Below are 17,318 nucleotides of genomic sequence, written 5' to 3' on the forward strand. Positions count from 1 at the left end.
GGGAAAAGCAAAAGATCGCAGCCTTCGGCAGCTCCTACAGGGGGTCAATGTGGCAAGACACTAATTCTGTAGGAGCTGCCGCAGGCTGCGATCTTTTGTTCTTAAACGGACAGGCCGTGTCCCTTCAGGAAAGCGATAAACGCCTCTTCGTCCATCACCTTCACGCCCAGCTCATTGGCCCTGGTCAGTTTCGAGCCGGCACCGGGCCCTGCGACCACGCAATGAGTTTTCGCCGATACCGAGCCGGCGACCTTGGCGCCGAGGCTTTCCAGGTGTTCCTTGGCCACATCGCGGCTCATCAGCTCGACCTTGCCGGTCAACACCCAGGTTTCGCCGGACAGCGGCAAGCCTTCGACGACTTTCTTCTCGCTCAGCCAGTGCATGCCGAAATCACGCAGTTGTTGCTCCGCCGCTTCGGCAATCTGCCGGTGCTCGGCCACACCAAAAAACTCGCGCACCGAATTGGCCTGCTTCTCCGGCAGCGCCTGGCGCATGTCCAGCCAGTCGGCATTCATCACCGCGTCCAGCGAACCGAACTTGTCTGCCAGTTTCTGCGCGCCGCCCGGGCCGACAAAGGGAATGTGCAGCTTGTCGAGCAGACCGCCGAGGGTGGTGCTGGCGGCAAATTCGGCGCCCAGATCGCCCTGATCCTGAATTTGCAGGCCATGCCCCAGCAACTCGGTGATCACCTGCTGGTTGTGCGCATCTTCAAAGAAGCTGTGAATCTCGTACGCCACTTCCAGACCGATGTCCGGCAGGTAGGTCAGCACCTGTGGCAGCGCCTGTTGCACGCGCTCCAGCGAACCCAGCGAGCGCGCCAGGACTTTGGCCGTCTCTTCGCCGACATCGGGAATGCCAAGGGCGTAGATGAAACGCGCCAGCCCCGGCTGCTTGCTGTCTTCAATCGCCGCCAGCAGCTTGTTGCTGGAGACTTCAGCGAAGCCTTCCAGATCAACAATGTCGTCGAACTTCAGCGCATACAGATCGGCCGGCGAATTGACCAGACCTTCGTCGACCAGTTGCTCGACGCTCTTGTCGCCAAGGCCTTCGATGTCCATCGCCCGACGCGAGACAAAGTGAATGATCGCCTGCTTCAGTTGCGCACCACAGGCCAGACGGCCAACGCAACGGTACACCGCGCCTTCGCTGATGGTTTCCTTGCCCTTGCTGCGTTTGACCAATTGCGTGCGTTCGACATGGGAGCCACAGACCGGGCAGCTCTCTGGAATCGCTACAGGACGCGCATTCTCGGGGCGACGCTCGGTGACCACTTGCACCACCTGCGGGATCACGTCTCCGGCGCGGCGGATGATCACGGTGTCGCCGATCATCAGGCCCAGGCGCGCCACTTCATCCATGTTGTGCAAGGTGGCGTTGGCCACGGTGACGCCCGCCACCTTGACCGGTTTCAGCCGCGCCACCGGGGTGACCGCGCCGGTACGGCCGACCTGGAATTCCACGTCGAGCAGTTCGGTGAGTTCTTCCATCGCCGGGAATTTGTGCGCAATCGCCCAGCGCGGCTCGCGGGCACGGAAACCCAGCTCGCGCTGATCGGCGATGCTGTTGACCTTGAACACCACACCGTCGATTTCGTAGGCCAGCGCGTTACGCCGTTCGCCGATGTCGCGGTAGTAATCCAGGCACTCGCCGATGCCTTTGGCCAGTTTCAGCTCGTGGCTGATCGGCAGGCCCCACTTCTGCAACTGCTTGAGGTTGCCGATGTGGGTATCGGAGATATCGTGGGAGACCTGACCGATGCCGTAGCAGCAGAATTCCAGCGGGCGGTTGGCGGTGATCTTCGAATCCAGCTGACGCAGGCTGCCGGCAGCGGCGTTGCGCGGGTTGGCGAAGGTCTTGCCGCCGACTTCCAGTTGCGAGGCGTTGAGGCGCTCGAAACCGGCCTTGGACATGAACACCTCACCACGCACTTCGAGGGTCGCCGGCCAGCCTTCGCCATGCAGCTTCAATGGAATGTTGCGCACCGTGCGCACGTTGACGCTGATGTCTTCACCGGTGGTGCCATCGCCACGGGTAGCGCCGCGTACCAGCACACCGTCCTGATACAGCAGGCTGACCGCCAGGCCATCGAGTTTCGGCTCGCAGCTGTATTCCACCGACGCACCGCCACCGAACAGATCACCAGCCGGCAGATCCAGACCTTCGGTCACCCGGCGGTCGAATTCGCGCATGTCGGTTTCTTCGAAGGCGTTGCCGAGGCTGAGCATCGGCACTTCGTGACGCACTTGGGTGAAGGCAGTCAACGCCACGCTGCCGACACGCTGGGTCGGCGAGTCGCTGGTGATCAGTTCGGGATTGGCCGCCTCCAGCGCCTTGAGCTCGTGGAACAACCGGTCGTACTCGGCGTCCGGAATGCTCGGCTCGTCGAGGACGTGGTACCGGTAGTTGTGCTGATCGAGTTCAGCGCGCAGCTCTAGAATGCGGTTTTTGGCGGCGGTCATGGGTGTTCTCTCATAAAGCAAAAGAGCAGCCGAGGCTGCTCCAGTTTCATCATTCAAAGATCGCAGCCTCGTTGCACTCGACAGCTCCTACAGGGATCGCGTTCCTCTGTAGGAGCTGCCGAAGGCTGCGATCTTTTGATCTCGGCCTTAGCGCTTCTGGGTCAGGGCGCGGCGTTCGAATTCGACGATGCGCTGACGGTAGTGCTCGATAGTTTGCGCGGTCAGCACGCTGCGCTGGTCGTCTTTCAGCTCGCCGTTCAGTTCCTGGGACAGCTTGCGTGCTGCCGCCACCATCACGTCGAAGGCCTGCTTCGGATGACGCGGGCCTGGCAGGCCGAGGAAGAAGCTCACCGCCGGGGTGCTGAAATGGTCGATGTCGTCCAGATCGAAGATACCCGGCTTGACCGCGTTGGCCATGGAGAACAGCACTTCACCGTTGCCGGCCATGCTTTCGTGACGGTGGAAAATATCCATCTCGCCAAAACGCAGACCGCTTTCCAGAATATTCTGCAGCAGGGCCGGGCCTTTGAAGCCGGCGGCGTCGCGGCAAATCACGCTGATCACCAGGACTTCTTCGGCTTGCGGCTGATCCTTGTCGGCCACCGCTGGCGCAGGCTTGCTGTCGTCGACGAAGTCATCATCACGGCTGCTGAAGCTCGGGCCGCCGTCCAGGTCCAGGTCGAGGTTCAGGTCGCCCTGGGCCGGACCGTTGCTGCCGCGCTTGCCACGTTTCGAACCGGATTCGCGAGGCTCGCGTGCTTCGCGGGCCGGCATGCTCACCGACGGCAGGTCGTGTTCGTCCAGTTGCGGCTCTTTATGCGTATCCAGCACGCGGGCCGGGCCCAACAGCTCAGCGCTGGTGTCCTCGTCCGGCAGGTTGGACAGACTTCGGTCAAGACGGAATTTCAGTTTTCCCTTGCCGCCGCGCATACGGCGCCAGCCATCGAAAAGAATACCGGCTATCACAATGATGCCGATGACGATCAGCCACTCGCGCAGACCGATTTCCATGTAATCCCGTGCCTCTATAAAAAATGCTGAAAAATAAGGGGTTTACATTGTGCAAACCGCTTTAAAACGTGGCGCCAACTCTATGTTCTGACAGGCGTTTTGCCCACGTATACGAAAAATTGACATTAAACTAGCACGACCAAAGACAACTTTACACCGTCTGTCACGTTGGCTTGCGCGAATATGTCGATTGGCCAGCAAGTCGAAGTCGGTAAAAAAGTCCTACAGACTACTTATACCCTTCCGACACCACGCTGACTCAGGCGTCCACCATCGCCATTGCCTCCTCGACATCCACTGCAACCAGTCGCGAACAACCCGGCTCGTGCATCGTCACGCCCATCAGTTGATCGGCCATTTCCATGGCGATCTTATTGTGGGTGATATAGATGAACTGCACGGTCTGGGACATCTCTTTAACCAATCGTGCGTAGCGTCCAACGTTAGCGTCATCCAGTGGCGCGTCAACTTCATCGAGCATGCAGAACGGCGCCGGATTCAATTTGAAGATCGCAAAAACCAGTGCCAGCGCGGTCAGGGCTTTTTCCCCGCCGGAGAGCAAATGGATGGTGCTGTTCTTCTTTCCTGGCGGCCGCGCCATGATCGTCACCCCTGTATCGAGTAGATCTTCGCCCGTCAGTTCCAAATACGCGCTGCCGCCACCGAAAACTTTCGGGAAAAGCGCCTGTAAACCGCCATTGATCTGATCAAAGGTATCTTTGAAGCGGTTACGGGTTTCCTTGTCGATCTTGCGAATGACGTTTTCCAGGGTCTCCAATGCTTCGACCAGATCGGCGTCCTGCGCATCCAGATAACGTTTACGCTCGGATTGTTGCGTGTATTCGTCGATGGCCGCGAGGTTGATCGCACCCAGGCGCTGAATCCGCGCATTGATCCGTTCGAGTTCTTCTTCGGCGGCGCGTTCACTGGCCTCGGGGGTCAACGTCGCGAGCACGCCATTGAGATCGTAGCCGTCTTCGAGCAATTGATCCTGCAACGCCTTGCGCCGCACGGTCAGCGCTTGCCATTCCATGCGCTGCTGTTCGAGCTGGCCACGGATCAGTTGCGATTGCTGCTCGGCCTGGGTCCGGCGCTTTTCCGCCTCGCGCAATTCGCGGTCGGCGTCTTCCAGAGCAATCTGTGCGGTCTTCAGTTCTTCGTCGACGGTCATGCGCTTGTCGAGCAGCTCTTCGAGTTTCAGGCGCAGCTCTTCCAGCGGTGCCTCGCCCTCCTCCAGATTCAGACTCAACTGTTCGCGTTTTTCGCTCAGGCGCTCGGCCTGCATCTCCAGACGTTCCAACGCCTGACGCGTGGAATCGTGCTGCGCACGCAGCGAACCGAGACGCACCGCCAGTTGATGGGCGTGATCCTTGTGCTGGCGGGCTTCCTGGCGCACGCGATCAAGGCGTTCGCGCAGGCTGTCACGCTGGGCCAGCAGCAACTCGCGCTGCTCGGTGTCCAGCGCCATGGCATCGAGCGCTTCCTGCAATTGCATGCGCGCTTCGCCGACCTGTTCGTGCTCCAGCTCGCGCTGCTCGCCGAGTTCGATCAGCTCTTCGTCAAGCCGCGTGCGGCGCAGCGTCAGTTGTTCAGCCTTGGCTTTACCGGCAGACAACTGGGCTTTCAATTCACCTTGTGAGCGGGCTTCATCCTGCAGCAGGCGACGCAAATGTTCGCGGCCGTTTTCCTGCTGACGCTGTTGCGCACGCAAGGTCTGCAAGCGGTTTTCCATGGCTTCGACCGTGGCTTCGCGCTCTTCGCGCTCGGCCTGCAACGTCTCGATTTCCTGACCACGGGCGAGCATGCCGCTTTCGGCTTCACTGGCGCGACGTACGCGCAGAAAGTGTCGGCCAACCCAGTAACCGTCGCGACTGATCAGGCTCTGCCCGGCACTCAACTGGCCGCGCAGGGCCAACGCCTGTTCAAGGCTGTCGACCGGTTTGACCTGGCCGAGCCACGGCGACAGATCGATCTGCGCCTCGACTTTATCCAGCAGGCTGCCCGCTACCCGCACACCATCGCTGGCGGGGCTGAGCAGGCGCAGATCGCCTTGGGTGAAACCGGACAGATCGAAACCGTTGAAGTCGTCCACCAGCACCGCTTGCAGATCGGCGCCGAGCACGGTTTCCACCGCCAGCTCCCAACCGGCTTCAACCTTCAGCCCTTCGGCCAGACGCGGACGTTCGGCGAGGTTGTGTTCTTTCAGCCATTCGGCAGTACCGGTGCCCGGATCAAGCGCAGCTTGCTGCAAGGCTTCCAACGACGCCAGTCGCCCGTTGAGCCGCTGCAGATCGCCCTGCGCCTGTTGTTGCGCAGTCAGTGCCTGCTGCAATTCCTGACGCAGTTGTTCAAGCTTTTCGACCTGCGCTTCTTCGCTGGTCTGCAAATCTTCGAGGGTCGCTTCGGATTCGGCGAGCTGCTCGTTGAGCGCCATGATCGCCGCGTCTTCGGGATCGGCGGAAAGCAGATCGCGCTCTTCGGCGAGACGCTTTTGCCGATCGGCCAGCCGCTCCATGCTGGTTTCCAGCTGCTGGATCCGCGACTGCTGCACTTCGGCCTGGCGCCGGGGTTCGGCAGCGGTCAGGTTGAAAGTGTCCCACTGTTCCTGCCAGCCGTGCATGACGCTTTCGGAATCTTCCAGCGCAGCGGCGGCTTCTTCGGCGGCGGCGCTGGTGACTTCCTGCTCGGGGATGAGCATGTCCAGCTCTTCGCCAAGTGTCAGCAGCAGCGTGCGGTCGTGGCCCAGGTGCGATTCGGTTTCCAGACGCGCGCGCTCGGCTTCCTTAAGGTCGTCCTGCAACTGACGCAAGCGTTGCTGGCCGTGCTGGATACTCTGCTCGACGCGGGCGATGTCGCCGCCGACCGAATAGAAGCGTCCCTGCACCAGATTGAAGCGTTCGGACAGTTCATGGTGCCCGTCGCGCAGGCGCTCAATGGCGGCATCGGCATTGCGCTGCTCGGCGACCAGCGCTTCGAAACTGACTTCCTGGTTGCCGATGATCGATTCGCGCTGGCCGACCTGATCGTTCAGGTCCTGCCAGCGCAGGGCCGACAGTTGCGCCTTGAGCTGGCGCTCTTCGGCTTTGTATTCCTGATACTTCTTCGCGGACTCGGCCTGCCGGTGCAGGCGTTCGAGCTGACGCTCAAGCTCTTCACGCAGGTCGGTCAGACGCGCCAGGTTTTCGTGGGTGCGGCGGATGCGGTTTTCGGTTTCGCGCCGACGCTCCTTGTACTTGGAGATGCCCGCCGCTTCTTCGATAAAGTTGCGCAGGTCTTCCGGCTTGGCTTCGATCAGCTTGGAGATCATCCCCTGCTCGATGATCGAGTAGCTGCGCGGGCCGAGGCCGGTGCCGAGGAAGATGTCGGTGATGTCGCGACGGCGGCACTTGGCGCCGTTGAGGAAATAGCTGTTCTGGCTGTCGCGGGTGACCTTGCGGCGAATGGAAATCTCGGCGTACGCCGCGTATTCGCCGACCAGGGTGCCGTCGGAGTTGTCGAACACCAGTTCGATGCTCGCCTGACTCACCGGTTTGCGGCTGGTCGAGCCATTGAAGATGACGTCGGTCATCGACTCGCCACGCAGGTTCTTCGCCGAACTCTCGCCCATCACCCAGCGTACGGCGTCGATGATGTTCGACTTGCCGCAACCGTTCGGCCCGACGACTGCCGCCATGTTACTGGGGAAGTTCACCGTGGTCGGGTCGACGAAGGACTTGAACCCCGCCAGTTTGATGCACTTTAGCCGCACGCTCAGGCAACCGTAAGGGCGGAGACCACCAGATCGCTGCTGCGCTGGGCATAAGCCGTCAGCACAATGCGAATCTGCGGCAAATCACGGGCGAGCACAGCGGCCAGCAGGCGTTCGAACAGTTCGAGGAATTCGCTCATTTCGGCCTTGCGCTGTTCGAGGGCGAGGAAATAGGCACGGCTCATGGCCGGCTGCAGGTTCTCGACGGTCTCTTGCAGGTACGGGTTGTTGGCAAACGGGTACGCAGCGCGCATCACGGCGAAGCTGTCGTCGACAAAGGTGCGGATGTCCTGACGCTCGTAGCTGGCGGTGAGGCGCTGCTGGATCTGCACGAACGGCGCCATGTCGGCCTGGGTCTGCCAGCCGTTGGCAACCGCATTGCCGAGCAGGATGTACAGCTCGCTCATCAGCGTGCACAGGCTCTGCACCTTGTGCGCGGTGAGTTCGGTGACATGGGCGCCACGTCGCGGCAGGATCGCGATCAGGTGACGGCGTTCGAGGATCAGCAAGGCTTCGCGGACTGATCCGCGGCTGACATTGAGGGCCAGCGTGACCTTCTGTTCCTGAATGCGCTCTCCCGGCTTCATTTCGCCGCGAATGATGCGTTCGGCGAGGTGGTGAGCGATTTGCTCGGCGAGGCTGTCCGGCGCCTTGAACGTCATGGTTGTCCTTCAAACTCTTCGATCTGCACAAGCGGCGCAGTGTAGCGCAAATGCACGTGCATGGCGGAGTGCCCGCACGGCGCTTTTTGGCACGATTCAAGCAAAAAAGCAGTGGTTCCGCTCAGGGTCAATACTCAATAGAGCACGCGTTAATCGACAAAACCGATTTTCCTGACCTTTAAGTCAGAAAACCATTGACCGAAAAGTCAGACCTGCTAAATTCGGCTCACGTCGGTTAACAACAATAATGAGTCTGCGAGGCCTTCCGTGATCCAGTTTTTACTTAACCAGGAACTCCGTAGCGAGCACGCCCTGGACCCGAATCTGACCGTGCTCAATTACCTGCGTGAGCATGTAGGCAAATCCGGCACCAAAGAAGGCTGCGCCAGCGGCGACTGTGGCGCCTGCACCGTAGTAGTCGGCGAGTTGCAAACCGATGACGCCGGCCGCGAATACATTCGCTATCGCAGCCTCAACTCGTGCCTGACCTTTGTGTCGTCGCTGCATGGCAAACAACTGATCAGCGTCGAAGACCTCAAGCACCAGGGCGAATTGCACAGCGTGCAGCAAGCCATGGTCGAGTGCCACGGCTCGCAGTGCGGCTTTTGCACCCCCGGTTTCGTCATGTCGCTGTTCGCCCTGCAAAAGAACAGCGATGCACCGGATCAGGCCAAGGCGCACGAAGCGCTGGCCGGCAATCTCTGCCGCTGCACCGGCTACCGGCCGATTCTCGCCGCCGCCGAGCAATCGTGCTGTGGCAAGCAACCGGACCAGTTCGACGCCCGCGAAGCCGAGACCATCGCCCGCCTCAAAGCCATCGCCCCGACCGATATCGGTGAACTCAACAGTGGCGACAAGCGCTGCCTGGTGCCGCTGACCGTCGCCGATCTGGCCGATCTGTATGACGCTTACCCACAAGCACGGCTGCTGGCCGGCGGCACCGATCTGGCGCTGGAAGTCACCCAGTTCCATCGCACCCTGCCGGTGATGATCTACGTCGGCAACGTCGCCGAAATGAAGCGCATCGAAACCTTCGATGACCGCCTCGAAATCGGCGCCGCCACCGCGCTCTCCGATTGCTACGAAGCGCTGACTGCCGAATATCCGGACTTCGGCGAACTGCTGCACCGCTTCGCCTCGCTACAGATCCGCAACCAGGGCACCCTCGGCGGCAACATCGGCAACGCCTCGCCGATCGGTGACTCGCCACCGCTGCTGATCGCCCTCGGCGCGCAAGTGGTGCTGTGCAAAGGCGAAACCCGGCGCACGCTGAACCTGGAAGATTACTTCATCGACTACAAGGTCACCGCCCGTCAGGAAAGCGAGTTCATCGAGAAGATCATCGTCCCGCGTGCCACGGCCGAGCAGCGTTTCCGCGCCTACAAGGTCTCCAAGCGTCTGGACGATGACATTTCCGCCGTCTGCGCCGCCTTCAATCTGCGCGTCGAAAACGGCGTGATCAGTGACGCACGCGTGGCGTTCGGCGGCATGGCCGCGATCCCCAAACGCGCCGCGCATTGCGAAGCCGTACTGCTCGGCCAGCCGTTCAACAACGCTGTGATCGAACGCGCCTGCGCCGCACTGGGCGAAGACTTCACGCCGCTCTCGGACTTTCGCGCCAGCAAGGAATATCGCCTGCTCAGCGCGCAGAACCTGCTGCGCAAATACTTCATCGAACTGCAAACACCGCACATCGAGACTCGGGTGACCGCTTATGTCTAACCATCACTCCGTAGAGAAGACTCAAGCCGAACTGGCGGAACTGTTCGCCAGGGACCTGACCACCGGCGTCGGCCGCAGCGTCAAGCACGACAGCGCCGCCAAGCATGTGTCCGGTGAAGCGCAGTACATCGATGATCGCCTGGAATTCCCCAATCAGCTGCACGTGTACGCACGGCTGTCGGACCGCGCCCACGCGAAGATCATCAGCATCGACACCAAGCCCTGCTACGCCTTCGAAGGCGTGCGCATTGCGATCACCCACGAAGACGTGCCGGGCCTGAAAGACATCGGCCCGTTGCTGCCGGGCGATCCGCTGCTGGCGATCGATGACGTGCAGTTCGTCGGGCAACCGGTACTGGCCGTGGCCGCGAAAGACCTGGAAACCGCACGCAAAGCGGCCATGGCGGCGATCATCGAGTACGAAGATCTGGAGCCGGTGCTGGACGTGGTCGAGGCCCTGCGCAAACGCCACTTCGTGCTCGACAGCCACACCCACCAGCGTGGCGATTCGGCTTCGGCCCTGGCCACCGCCGAACACCGCATTCAGGGCACGCTGCACATCGGCGGCCAGGAACACTTTTATCTGGAGACGCAGATCTCCTCGGTCATGCCCACCGAAGACGGCGGCATGATCGTCTACTGCTCGACGCAGAACCCCACCGAAGTGCAGAAACTGGTGGCCGAAGTGCTCGACGTGTCGATGAACAAGATCGTCGTCGACATGCGCCGCATGGGCGGTGGTTTTGGCGGCAAGGAAACCCAGGCCGCCAGCCCGGCGTGCCTGTGCGCGGTGATCGCGCACCTCACCGGCCAGCCGACCAAGATGCGCCTGCCACGGGTCGAAGACATGCTGATGACCGGCAAGCGCCACCCGTTCTATGTCGAGTACGACGTCGGCTTCGACAGCAGCGGGCGCCTGCACGGCATCGCCATGGACCTGGCCGGCAACTGCGGCTGCTCGCCGGACCTGTCCGCCTCGATCGTTGACCGGGCGATGTTCCACTCGGACAACTCTTATTACCTCGGCGACGCGACCATCAACGGTCACCGCTGCAAGACCAACACCGCATCGAACACCGCCTACCGTGGTTTCGGCGGCCCGCAAGGGATGGTCGCCATCGAAGAAGTGATGGACGCGATTGCCCGCCATCTCAACCTCGATCCGCTGGCGGTGCGCAAGGCCAACTACTACGGAAAGACCGAGCGCAACGTCACCCACTACTACCAGACCGTCGAGCACAACATGCTCGAAGAGATGACCGCCGAACTGGAAGAAAGCAGCCAGTACGCCGAGCGCCGCGAAGCGATCCGTCGCTACAACGCCAACAGCCCGATCCTGAAAAAAGGCTTGGCGCTGACCCCGGTGAAGTTCGGCATTTCCTTCACCGCCAGTTTCCTCAACCAGGCCGGCGCGCTGATCCACGTCTACACCGACGGCAGCATCCACCTGAACCACGGCGGCACGGAAATGGGCCAGGGCCTCAACACCAAAGTCGCGCAGGTGGTGGCCGAAGTGTTCCAGGTGGAAATGGATCGGGTGCAGATCACCGCGACCAACACCGACAAAGTGCCAAACACCTCGCCGACCGCTGCCTCCAGCGGCGCCGACCTCAACGGCAAGGCCGCGCAGAATGCCGCCGAGATCATCAAGCAGCGTCTGGTGGAATTCGCCGCGCGGCACTACAAGGTCAGCGAAGAAGACGTGGAATTCCACAACGGCCATGTGCGCGTGCGTGACCACATCATGACCTTCGAGGCGCTGATTCAACTGGCGTATTTCAATCAGGTCTCGCTGTCGAGCACCGGCTTCTACAAGACCCCGAAAATCTACTACGACCGCAGCCAGGCCCGGGGCCGGCCGTTCTACTACTTCGCCTTCGGTGCGGCGTGCTGCGAAGTGATCGTCGACACCCTGACCGGCGAGTACAAGATGCTGCGTACCGACATCCTCCACGACGTCGGCGCCTCGCTGAACCCGGCCATCGACATCGGTCAGGTCGAGGGCGGTTTCATCCAGGGCATGGGCTGGCTGACCATGGAAGAGCTGGTCTGGAACAACAAGGGCAAGCTGATGACCAACGGCCCGGCCAGCTACAAGATCCCGGCCGTGGCGGACATGCCGCTGGACCTGCGGGTGAAACTGGTGGAAAACCGCAAGAACCCGGAAGACACGGTGTTCCATTCCAAGGCTGTGGGTGAGCCGCCGTTCATGCTCGGGATTGCCGCGTGGTGCGCGATCAAGGACGCGGTGGCAAGCCTCGGTGACTACAAGCATCAACCGCAGATCGATGCGCCGGCGACCCCGGAGCGGGTGTTGTGGGGGTGTGAGCAGATGCGCCAGCTCAAGACGGTGAAAGCGGTCGAAGCTGAAACCGAGTTGGCTCCGCTCTAGACCGAGGCGCGGCCAATCGCTGGCAAGCCAGCGATGCGGCCCGAACAGACAACGACAGATGTCGAGGTGAACATGTACAACTGGATCGACGCCCTCGCCGACCTGCAGAACCAGGGCGAACCCTGTGTTCTGGTGACGATCATTGAAGAACTCGGCTCGACCCCGCGCAATGCCGGCTCGAAAATGGTCGTCAGCGCCCGTCAGACCTTCGACACCATCGGTGGCGGGCACCTGGAATACAAAGCCATGCAGATCGCCCGCGAGATGCTCACCAGCGGCAAGCAGGACACTCATCTGGAGCGTTTCAGCCTTGGTGCCAGCCTCGGCCAGTGCTGCGGTGGCGCCACCGTGTTGCTGTTCGAACCGATGGGCCAGGTGCAGGCGCAGATCGCCGTGTTCGGCGCCGGGCATGTTGGCCGGGCGTTGGTGCCGCTGCTCGCCAGCCTGCCGTGCCGGGTACGCTGGATCGATTCGCGGGAAGAGGAATTCCCCGAACAGCTCCCCCACGGCGTGCGTAAAATCGTCGCCGAAGAGCCTGTGGATGAAATCGACGATTTGCCCGCCGGCAGCTATTGCATCGTCATGAGCCACAACCATCAGCTCGACCTGGAACTCACTGCCGCGATCCTCAAGCGCAACGACTTCGCTTACTTCGGCCTGATCGGTTCGAAGACCAAACGCGTCAAATTCGAACATCGCCTGCGTGATCGCGGTTTCGACAGTGGCGTCGTGCAACGCATGCGCTGCCCGATGGGCATCGGCGAAGTCAAAGGCAAACTGCCTGTGGAAATCGCCATCTCCATCGCCGGCGAAATCATCGCCACCTATAACGCCAATTTCGGCCAGCACAGCGCCAGCGCCGAACCGATTGCCAAACTGCTGCCCGTTTCCCGGCGCAGTCAGGCCGCCACACTCAAAGCCTCAAACTGATTAGAGAACCCTCATGCCTCTGACTCGCAAAGCCTACCGCGCCGCCATCCTGCACAGCATCGCCGACCCCGCCGAAGTCGGGATCGAAGCCTCCTACGAATATTTCGAGGACGGCCTGCTGGTGGTCGATGGCGGCAAGATCAGCGCCCTCGGCCACGCCAGCGAACTGCTGCCGACCCTGCCGGCGGACATCGAGATCACCCACTATCAGGATGCGCTGATTACCCCGGGCTTCATCGACACCCACATCCATCTGCCGCAAACCGGCATGGTCGGGGCCTACGGCGAACAACTGCTGGACTGGCTCAACACCTACACCTTCCCGTGCGAAAGCCAGTTCGGTGACAAGGCCCACGCCGACGACGTGGCCGATATCTTCATCAAGGAGCTGCTGCGCAACGGCACCACCACTGCGCTGGTGTTCGGCAGCGTGCATCCGCAGTCGGTGAATTCGTTTTTCGAGGCCGCCGAGAAGCTCGACCTGCGGATGATCGCCGGCAAGGTGATGATGGACCGCAACGCGCCGGACTATCTGACCGACACCGCCGAATCGAGCTACGTCGAGAGCAAGGCGCTGATCGAGCGCTGGCATGGCAAGGGCCGCCTGCATTACGCGGTTACCCCGCGCTTCGCCCCGACCAGCACCCCGGAACAACTGACCCTCGCCGGCCAACTGCTGACCGAATACCCGGATCTGTACATGCAGACCCACATCAGCGAGAACCTCAAGGAAATCGAGTGGGTCAAGGAACTGTTCCCGGAGCGCAAGGGCTATCTGGACGTCTACGATCACTACCAGCTGCTCGGCGAGCGCTCGGTATTCGCCCACGGCGTGCACCTGTGCGACGACGAATGCGCGCGGCTGGCGGAAACCGGCTCGGCGATCTCGTTCTGCCCGACTTCGAACTTCTTCCTCGGCAGCGGCCTGTTCAACCTGCCGATGGCCGAGAAGCACAAACTGAACGTCGGTCTGGGCACTGACGTCGGCGGCGGTACCAGTTTCTCGCTGCTGCAAACCCTGAACGAAGCCTACAAAGTCATGCAATTGCAGGGTGCGCGGTTGAGTCCGTTCAAGTCGCTGTACCTGGCGACCCTGGGCGGTGCGCGGGCACTGCGCCTGGAAGACAAGATCGGCAACCTGCAACCGGGTTCCGATGCCGACTTCCTGGTGCTCGACTACAACGCCACACCACTGCTGAGCTATCGCCTGAAACAGGCCAACAACATTGCCGAGACGTTGTTTGTGCTGATGACGCTCGGGGATGACCGCACGGTGCAGCAGACGTATGCGGCGGGAGCTTTGGTGCATCAGCGCTGATTTTTTTCCAAGGCATAAAAAATCCCCCAGCGCTTTTCAGCCTGGGGGATTTTTGTTGCCTGTCAGATTGCTATCGCTGGCAAGCCAGCTCCCACAGGTTTTCCGGTGTATCGCAGATTCGGTGAACCCCACAAATCCCTGTGGGAGCTGGCTTGCCAGCGATTGGGGCGACTCGGTGTCAGCTCAAAGCTTGGCCGCAGGGCGCCCAGGCTTCTTGGTCTGCAACAAATGCGAGAACACCGCATGCAGGTCATCCGACGCACTTTCCTCATCGAGGTTGAGCTTGCTGTCGATGTGATCCATGTGGTGCATCATCAGGTCCACCGCCAGTTCACCGTTGCGCGCTTCGATGGCGTCGATCAACTGGGTGTGCTCGTCGTAGGAGCAATGCGAGCGGTTGCCGCTTTCGTACTGGGCGATGATCAGCGAAGTCTGCGAGACCAGGCTGCGCTGGAAGCTGATCAATGGCGCATTTTTCGCCGCTTCGGCCAATTTCAGGTGGAATTCGCCGGACAGACGGATACCGGCGCCGCGATCGCCGCGGGAGAAGCTGTCACGCTCGTCGTTGACCATCTGACGCAATTCGGCGATCTGCTCGGCGGTGGCGTGCTGCACGGCCAGCTCGGTAATCGCGCGTTCCACCAGACGGCGGGCCATGAACACCTGCCGCGCTTCTTCTACGCTCGGGCTGGCGACTACAGCGCCGCGGTTCGGTCGCAACAACACCACGCCTTCATGAGCCAGACGCGACAGCGCGCGGCGAATGATGGTGCGGCTGACCCCGAAGATTTCCCCCAGCGCTTCTTCGCTCAATTTTGTACCGGGCGCCAGACGCTGTTCGAGGATCGCCTCGAAGATATGCGCGTAGACAATATCGTCCTGGGTTCCGCTGCGGCCGGCTTTGCCTGCTCGCGGTTGTTTCTTGAGGGGTTGCAACTGTTCGTTCATGGGCACTCGAGTCGGGAGAACTGCGGCGAATAGACCGTGACTGTAATACGGCACAGTAGGTCGCTGGCAAGTATCGCGTAAAAAACAGCGCGATTGTACACAATGGATGGTGGCAACACGACTGTATGGCTGTTTGTGACCACGGCTGTATTGCAACGATCCGTTACGATTGAGTTTAGGCTTGATCGCAGAATCCGCCTTTGCGCACACCTGCTCTTATGTAGGAGCTGCCGAAGGCTGCGATCTTTTGATCTTGCTTCCAAACATCAAAATCAAAAGATCGCAGCCTTCGGCAGCTCCTACACAAGGTTCAGCGTAATTGCGGGGATCTTCATCTGTATAAGGAACACCGCCGTCATGAACGACGCCACCTACACCCGCCTGCGCCCTCTCGCCGACACTTCGCCCTCGGCCATCGTCGCCGGTTTCATCGCGATGATGACCGGCTACACCAGTTCGCTGGTGTTGATGTTCCAGGCCGGGCAAGCGGCGGGCCTGAGCAGCGGACAGATTTCCTCGTGGATCTGGGCGATCTCGATCGGCATGGCGGTGTGCTCGATCGGTTTGTCGCTGCGCTATCGCACACCGATCACCATCGCCTGGTCGACCCCCGGTGCAGCCCTGCTGATCACCAGTCTGGGCGGCGTCAGCTACGGCGAGGCCATCGGCGCCTACATCACTTGCGCGGTGCTGGTGACCATTTGCGGATTGACCGGCAGCTTCGAACGCTTGGTGAAAAAAATCCCGGCATCGCTGGCGGCGGCGTTGCTGGCGGGGATTCTGTTCAAGATCGGCAGCGAAATCTTCGTCGCCGCACAACACCGTACCGGGCTGGTGCTGGGGATGTTTTTCACCTATCTGCTGGTCAAGCGCCTGTCGCCGCGTTACGCGGTGCTCGCTGCATTGCTGATCGGCACCGCGCTGTCGGGCTTCATGGGGCTGCTGGATTTCAGCGGCTTTCATCTGGAAGTGGCGACGCCGGTCTGGACCACGCCGCACTTCTCCCTCGCGGCGACCATCAGCATCGGCATTCCGCTGTTCGTGGTGGCGATGACCTCGCAGAACATGCCCGGCATCGCCGTGCTGCGCGCCGACGGCTACAACGTACCGGCCTCGCCGCTGATCACCACCACCGGCATCGCCTCGCTGCTGCTGGCGCCATTCGGTTCCCACGGCATCAATCTCGCGGCGATCAGCGCAGCCATCTGCACCGGGCCGCACGCTCATGAAGACCGCAACAAACGCTACACCGCCGCGGTCTGGTGCGGGATTTTCTACGGGATTGCCGGGGTGTTCGGCGCAACATTGGCGGCGCTGTTTGCCGCGCTGCCGAAAGAACTGGTGCTGTCGATTGCCGCATTGGCGCTGTTCGGTTCGATCATCAACGGTTTGAGCATTGCCATGACCGAGGTGAAAGAACGCGAGGCGGCGCTGATCACGTTCATGGTCACGGCGTCGGGGTTGACGCTGTTTTCCATCGGTTCGGCGTTCTGGGGGATTGTGGCGGGGGTGCTGACCTTGCTGATACTCAACTGGCGTAAAGCTTAAAGCAAAAGATCGCAGCCTTCGGCAGCTCCTACAGGGAAACGCATATCCCGATGTAGGAGCTGCCGAAGGCTGCGATCTTTTGATCTTGCAAAAAAACGGCGACCCGAAGGTCGCCGTTTTTTTCAGTATCACTTGGCCGCGTTGATCGGCTTTTCCGGATACCAGACGTCCAGCAGCGGGCTGACGGTCATGCCGGTCAGTTCGCTACGGTTTTTCAGCCAGGCTTCAACGGCAGCGCGCTGCTCTTCGTTGACCGAGCCACGCTTCTGCAGGCACACCAGACCGAAGTCATCGCCGCCGACATAACCCAGACCGTTGGCTTCCATGGCTTCTTTGATGAATGCTTCGAGGAAAGCGTCAATGGCTTCTTCGGACAAGTCTTCTTTGAAGTCCAGGTTCAGTTCGAAACCCAGCTCTTGAAATTCATCAACGCACAGTTTTTTGCGCAGACGCTGGGAACGGTTAGTCGCCATTGGAACAATCCTCTTAAGTAATAACGGCCGGCACTTTACCAGTTTAAGCCGTCAATTGCCCGACTCTCTGGGCGCTATGGCCGACCGCCTGTAAAAAAAATAACGAA

General features: G+C 60.9%; 11 protein-coding genes. 5 read left to right on the forward strand and 6 right to left on the reverse strand.

What is annotated here, in order from left to right; genetic code table 11:
- Positions 1-101: 101 nt before the first annotated feature.
- The 4 genes from ligA to KVQ82_RS20240 form a co-directional block, all read right to left on the reverse strand.
- The gene (gene ligA / locus KVQ82_RS20225) at positions 102-2,459 is read right to left on the reverse strand and encodes an NAD-dependent DNA ligase LigA (protein ID WP_222015440.1); all 2,358 of its coding nucleotides are present in this window, start codon (positions 2,457-2,459) and stop codon (positions 102-104) included.
- Between the two features lie 147 nt (positions 2,460-2,606).
- A complete protein-coding gene (gene zipA, locus KVQ82_RS20230) occupies positions 2,607-3,470 on the reverse strand; it encodes a cell division protein ZipA (RefSeq protein WP_027613270.1) in 864 nt (287 codons plus the stop codon).
- Positions 3,471-3,729: 259 nt separating this feature from the next.
- Positions 3,730-7,218 (reverse strand): chromosome segregation protein SMC, encoded by a 3,489-nt coding sequence (smc, locus tag KVQ82_RS20235; protein ID WP_222015442.1) that lies wholly within the window; start codon positions 7,216-7,218, stop codon positions 3,730-3,732.
- A 2-nt stretch (positions 7,219-7,220) separates the two neighbouring features.
- Positions 7,221-7,880, reverse strand: a complete 660-nt coding sequence (locus KVQ82_RS20240; protein WP_041067784.1) for a GntR family transcriptional regulator — start codon at positions 7,878-7,880, stop codon at positions 7,221-7,223.
- Positions 7,881-8,147: 267 nt separating this feature from the next.
- Here KVQ82_RS20240 and xdhA point away from each other — a divergent pair, with 267 nt between their 5' ends.
- From xdhA to guaD, 4 genes are all read left to right on the forward strand, one after another.
- Positions 8,148-9,602, forward strand: a complete 1,455-nt coding sequence (gene xdhA / locus KVQ82_RS20245) for a xanthine dehydrogenase small subunit (RefSeq protein WP_222015443.1) — start codon at positions 8,148-8,150, stop codon at positions 9,600-9,602.
- Positions 9,595-11,994, forward strand: a complete 2,400-nt coding sequence (gene xdhB / locus KVQ82_RS20250) for a xanthine dehydrogenase molybdopterin binding subunit (protein ID WP_222015445.1) — start codon at positions 9,595-9,597, stop codon at positions 11,992-11,994. Before xdhA ends, xdhB begins: the two co-directional genes overlap by 8 nt.
- 72 nt (positions 11,995-12,066) lie before the next feature.
- Positions 12,067-12,924 carry a xanthine dehydrogenase accessory protein XdhC gene (gene xdhC / locus KVQ82_RS20255; RefSeq protein WP_222015448.1) on the forward strand — a complete coding sequence of 286 codons (858 nt, stop codon included), beginning with the start codon at positions 12,067-12,069 and terminating at the stop codon, positions 12,922-12,924.
- A 13-nt stretch (positions 12,925-12,937) separates the two neighbouring features.
- Positions 12,938-14,242, forward strand: a complete 1,305-nt coding sequence (gene guaD, locus KVQ82_RS20260) for a guanine deaminase (protein ID WP_041067772.1) — start codon at positions 12,938-12,940, stop codon at positions 14,240-14,242.
- A 183-nt stretch (positions 14,243-14,425) separates the two neighbouring features.
- On the opposite strand, the gene KVQ82_RS20265 is transcribed toward guaD, so the two are convergent.
- Complete coding sequence (locus KVQ82_RS20265; protein WP_007961054.1) at positions 14,426-15,190, reverse strand: GntR family transcriptional regulator; 765 nt, start codon at positions 15,188-15,190, stop codon at positions 14,426-14,428.
- 357 nt (positions 15,191-15,547) lie between these two features.
- Here KVQ82_RS20265 and KVQ82_RS20270 point away from each other — a divergent pair, with 357 nt between their 5' ends.
- A complete protein-coding gene (locus tag KVQ82_RS20270) occupies positions 15,548-16,738 on the forward strand; it encodes a benzoate/H(+) symporter BenE family transporter (RefSeq protein WP_041067769.1) in 1,191 nt (396 codons plus the stop codon).
- 128 nt (positions 16,739-16,866) lie between these two features.
- On the opposite strand, the gene KVQ82_RS20275 is transcribed toward KVQ82_RS20270, so the two are convergent.
- Positions 16,867-17,211, reverse strand: a complete 345-nt coding sequence (locus tag KVQ82_RS20275; RefSeq protein ID WP_003223308.1) for a YggL family protein — start codon at positions 17,209-17,211, stop codon at positions 16,867-16,869.
- Between the last annotated feature and the right edge of the window lie 107 nt (positions 17,212-17,318).

Origin of the sequence: Pseudomonas sp. AO-1 (assembly GCF_019775695.1) — a bacterium.
GTDB lineage: Bacteria > Pseudomonadota > Gammaproteobacteria > Pseudomonadales > Pseudomonadaceae > Aquipseudomonas > Aquipseudomonas parakoreensis.

What these genes read in the sequence shown, in the direction of transcription:
- xdhC (WP_222015448.1), top strand. Translation starts at nt 12,067, where the DNA reads ATGTACAACTGGATCGACGCCCTCGCCGACCTGCAGAACCAGGGCGAA.
- xdhB (WP_222015445.1), top strand. Translation starts at nt 9,595, where the DNA reads ATGTCTAACCATCACTCCGTAGAGAAGACTCAAGCCGAACTGGCGGAA.
- KVQ82_RS20240 (WP_041067784.1), bottom strand. Translation starts at nt 7,880, where the DNA reads ATGACGTTCAAGGCGCCGGACAGCCTCGCCGAGCAAATCGCTCACCAC.
- guaD (WP_041067772.1), top strand. Translation starts at nt 12,938, where the DNA reads ATGCCTCTGACTCGCAAAGCCTACCGCGCCGCCATCCTGCACAGCATC.
- ligA (WP_222015440.1), bottom strand. Translation starts at nt 2,459, where the DNA reads ATGACCGCCGCCAAAAACCGCATTCTAGAGCTGCGCGCTGAACTCGAT.
- KVQ82_RS20275 (WP_003223308.1), bottom strand. Translation starts at nt 17,211, where the DNA reads ATGGCGACTAACCGTTCCCAGCGTCTGCGCAAAAAACTGTGCGTTGAT.
- KVQ82_RS20265 (WP_007961054.1), bottom strand. Translation starts at nt 15,190, where the DNA reads ATGAACGAACAGTTGCAACCCCTCAAGAAACAACCGCGAGCAGGCAAA.
- KVQ82_RS20270 (WP_041067769.1), top strand. Translation starts at nt 15,548, where the DNA reads ATGAACGACGCCACCTACACCCGCCTGCGCCCTCTCGCCGACACTTCG.
- zipA (WP_027613270.1), bottom strand. Translation starts at nt 3,470, where the DNA reads ATGGAAATCGGTCTGCGCGAGTGGCTGATCGTCATCGGCATCATTGTG.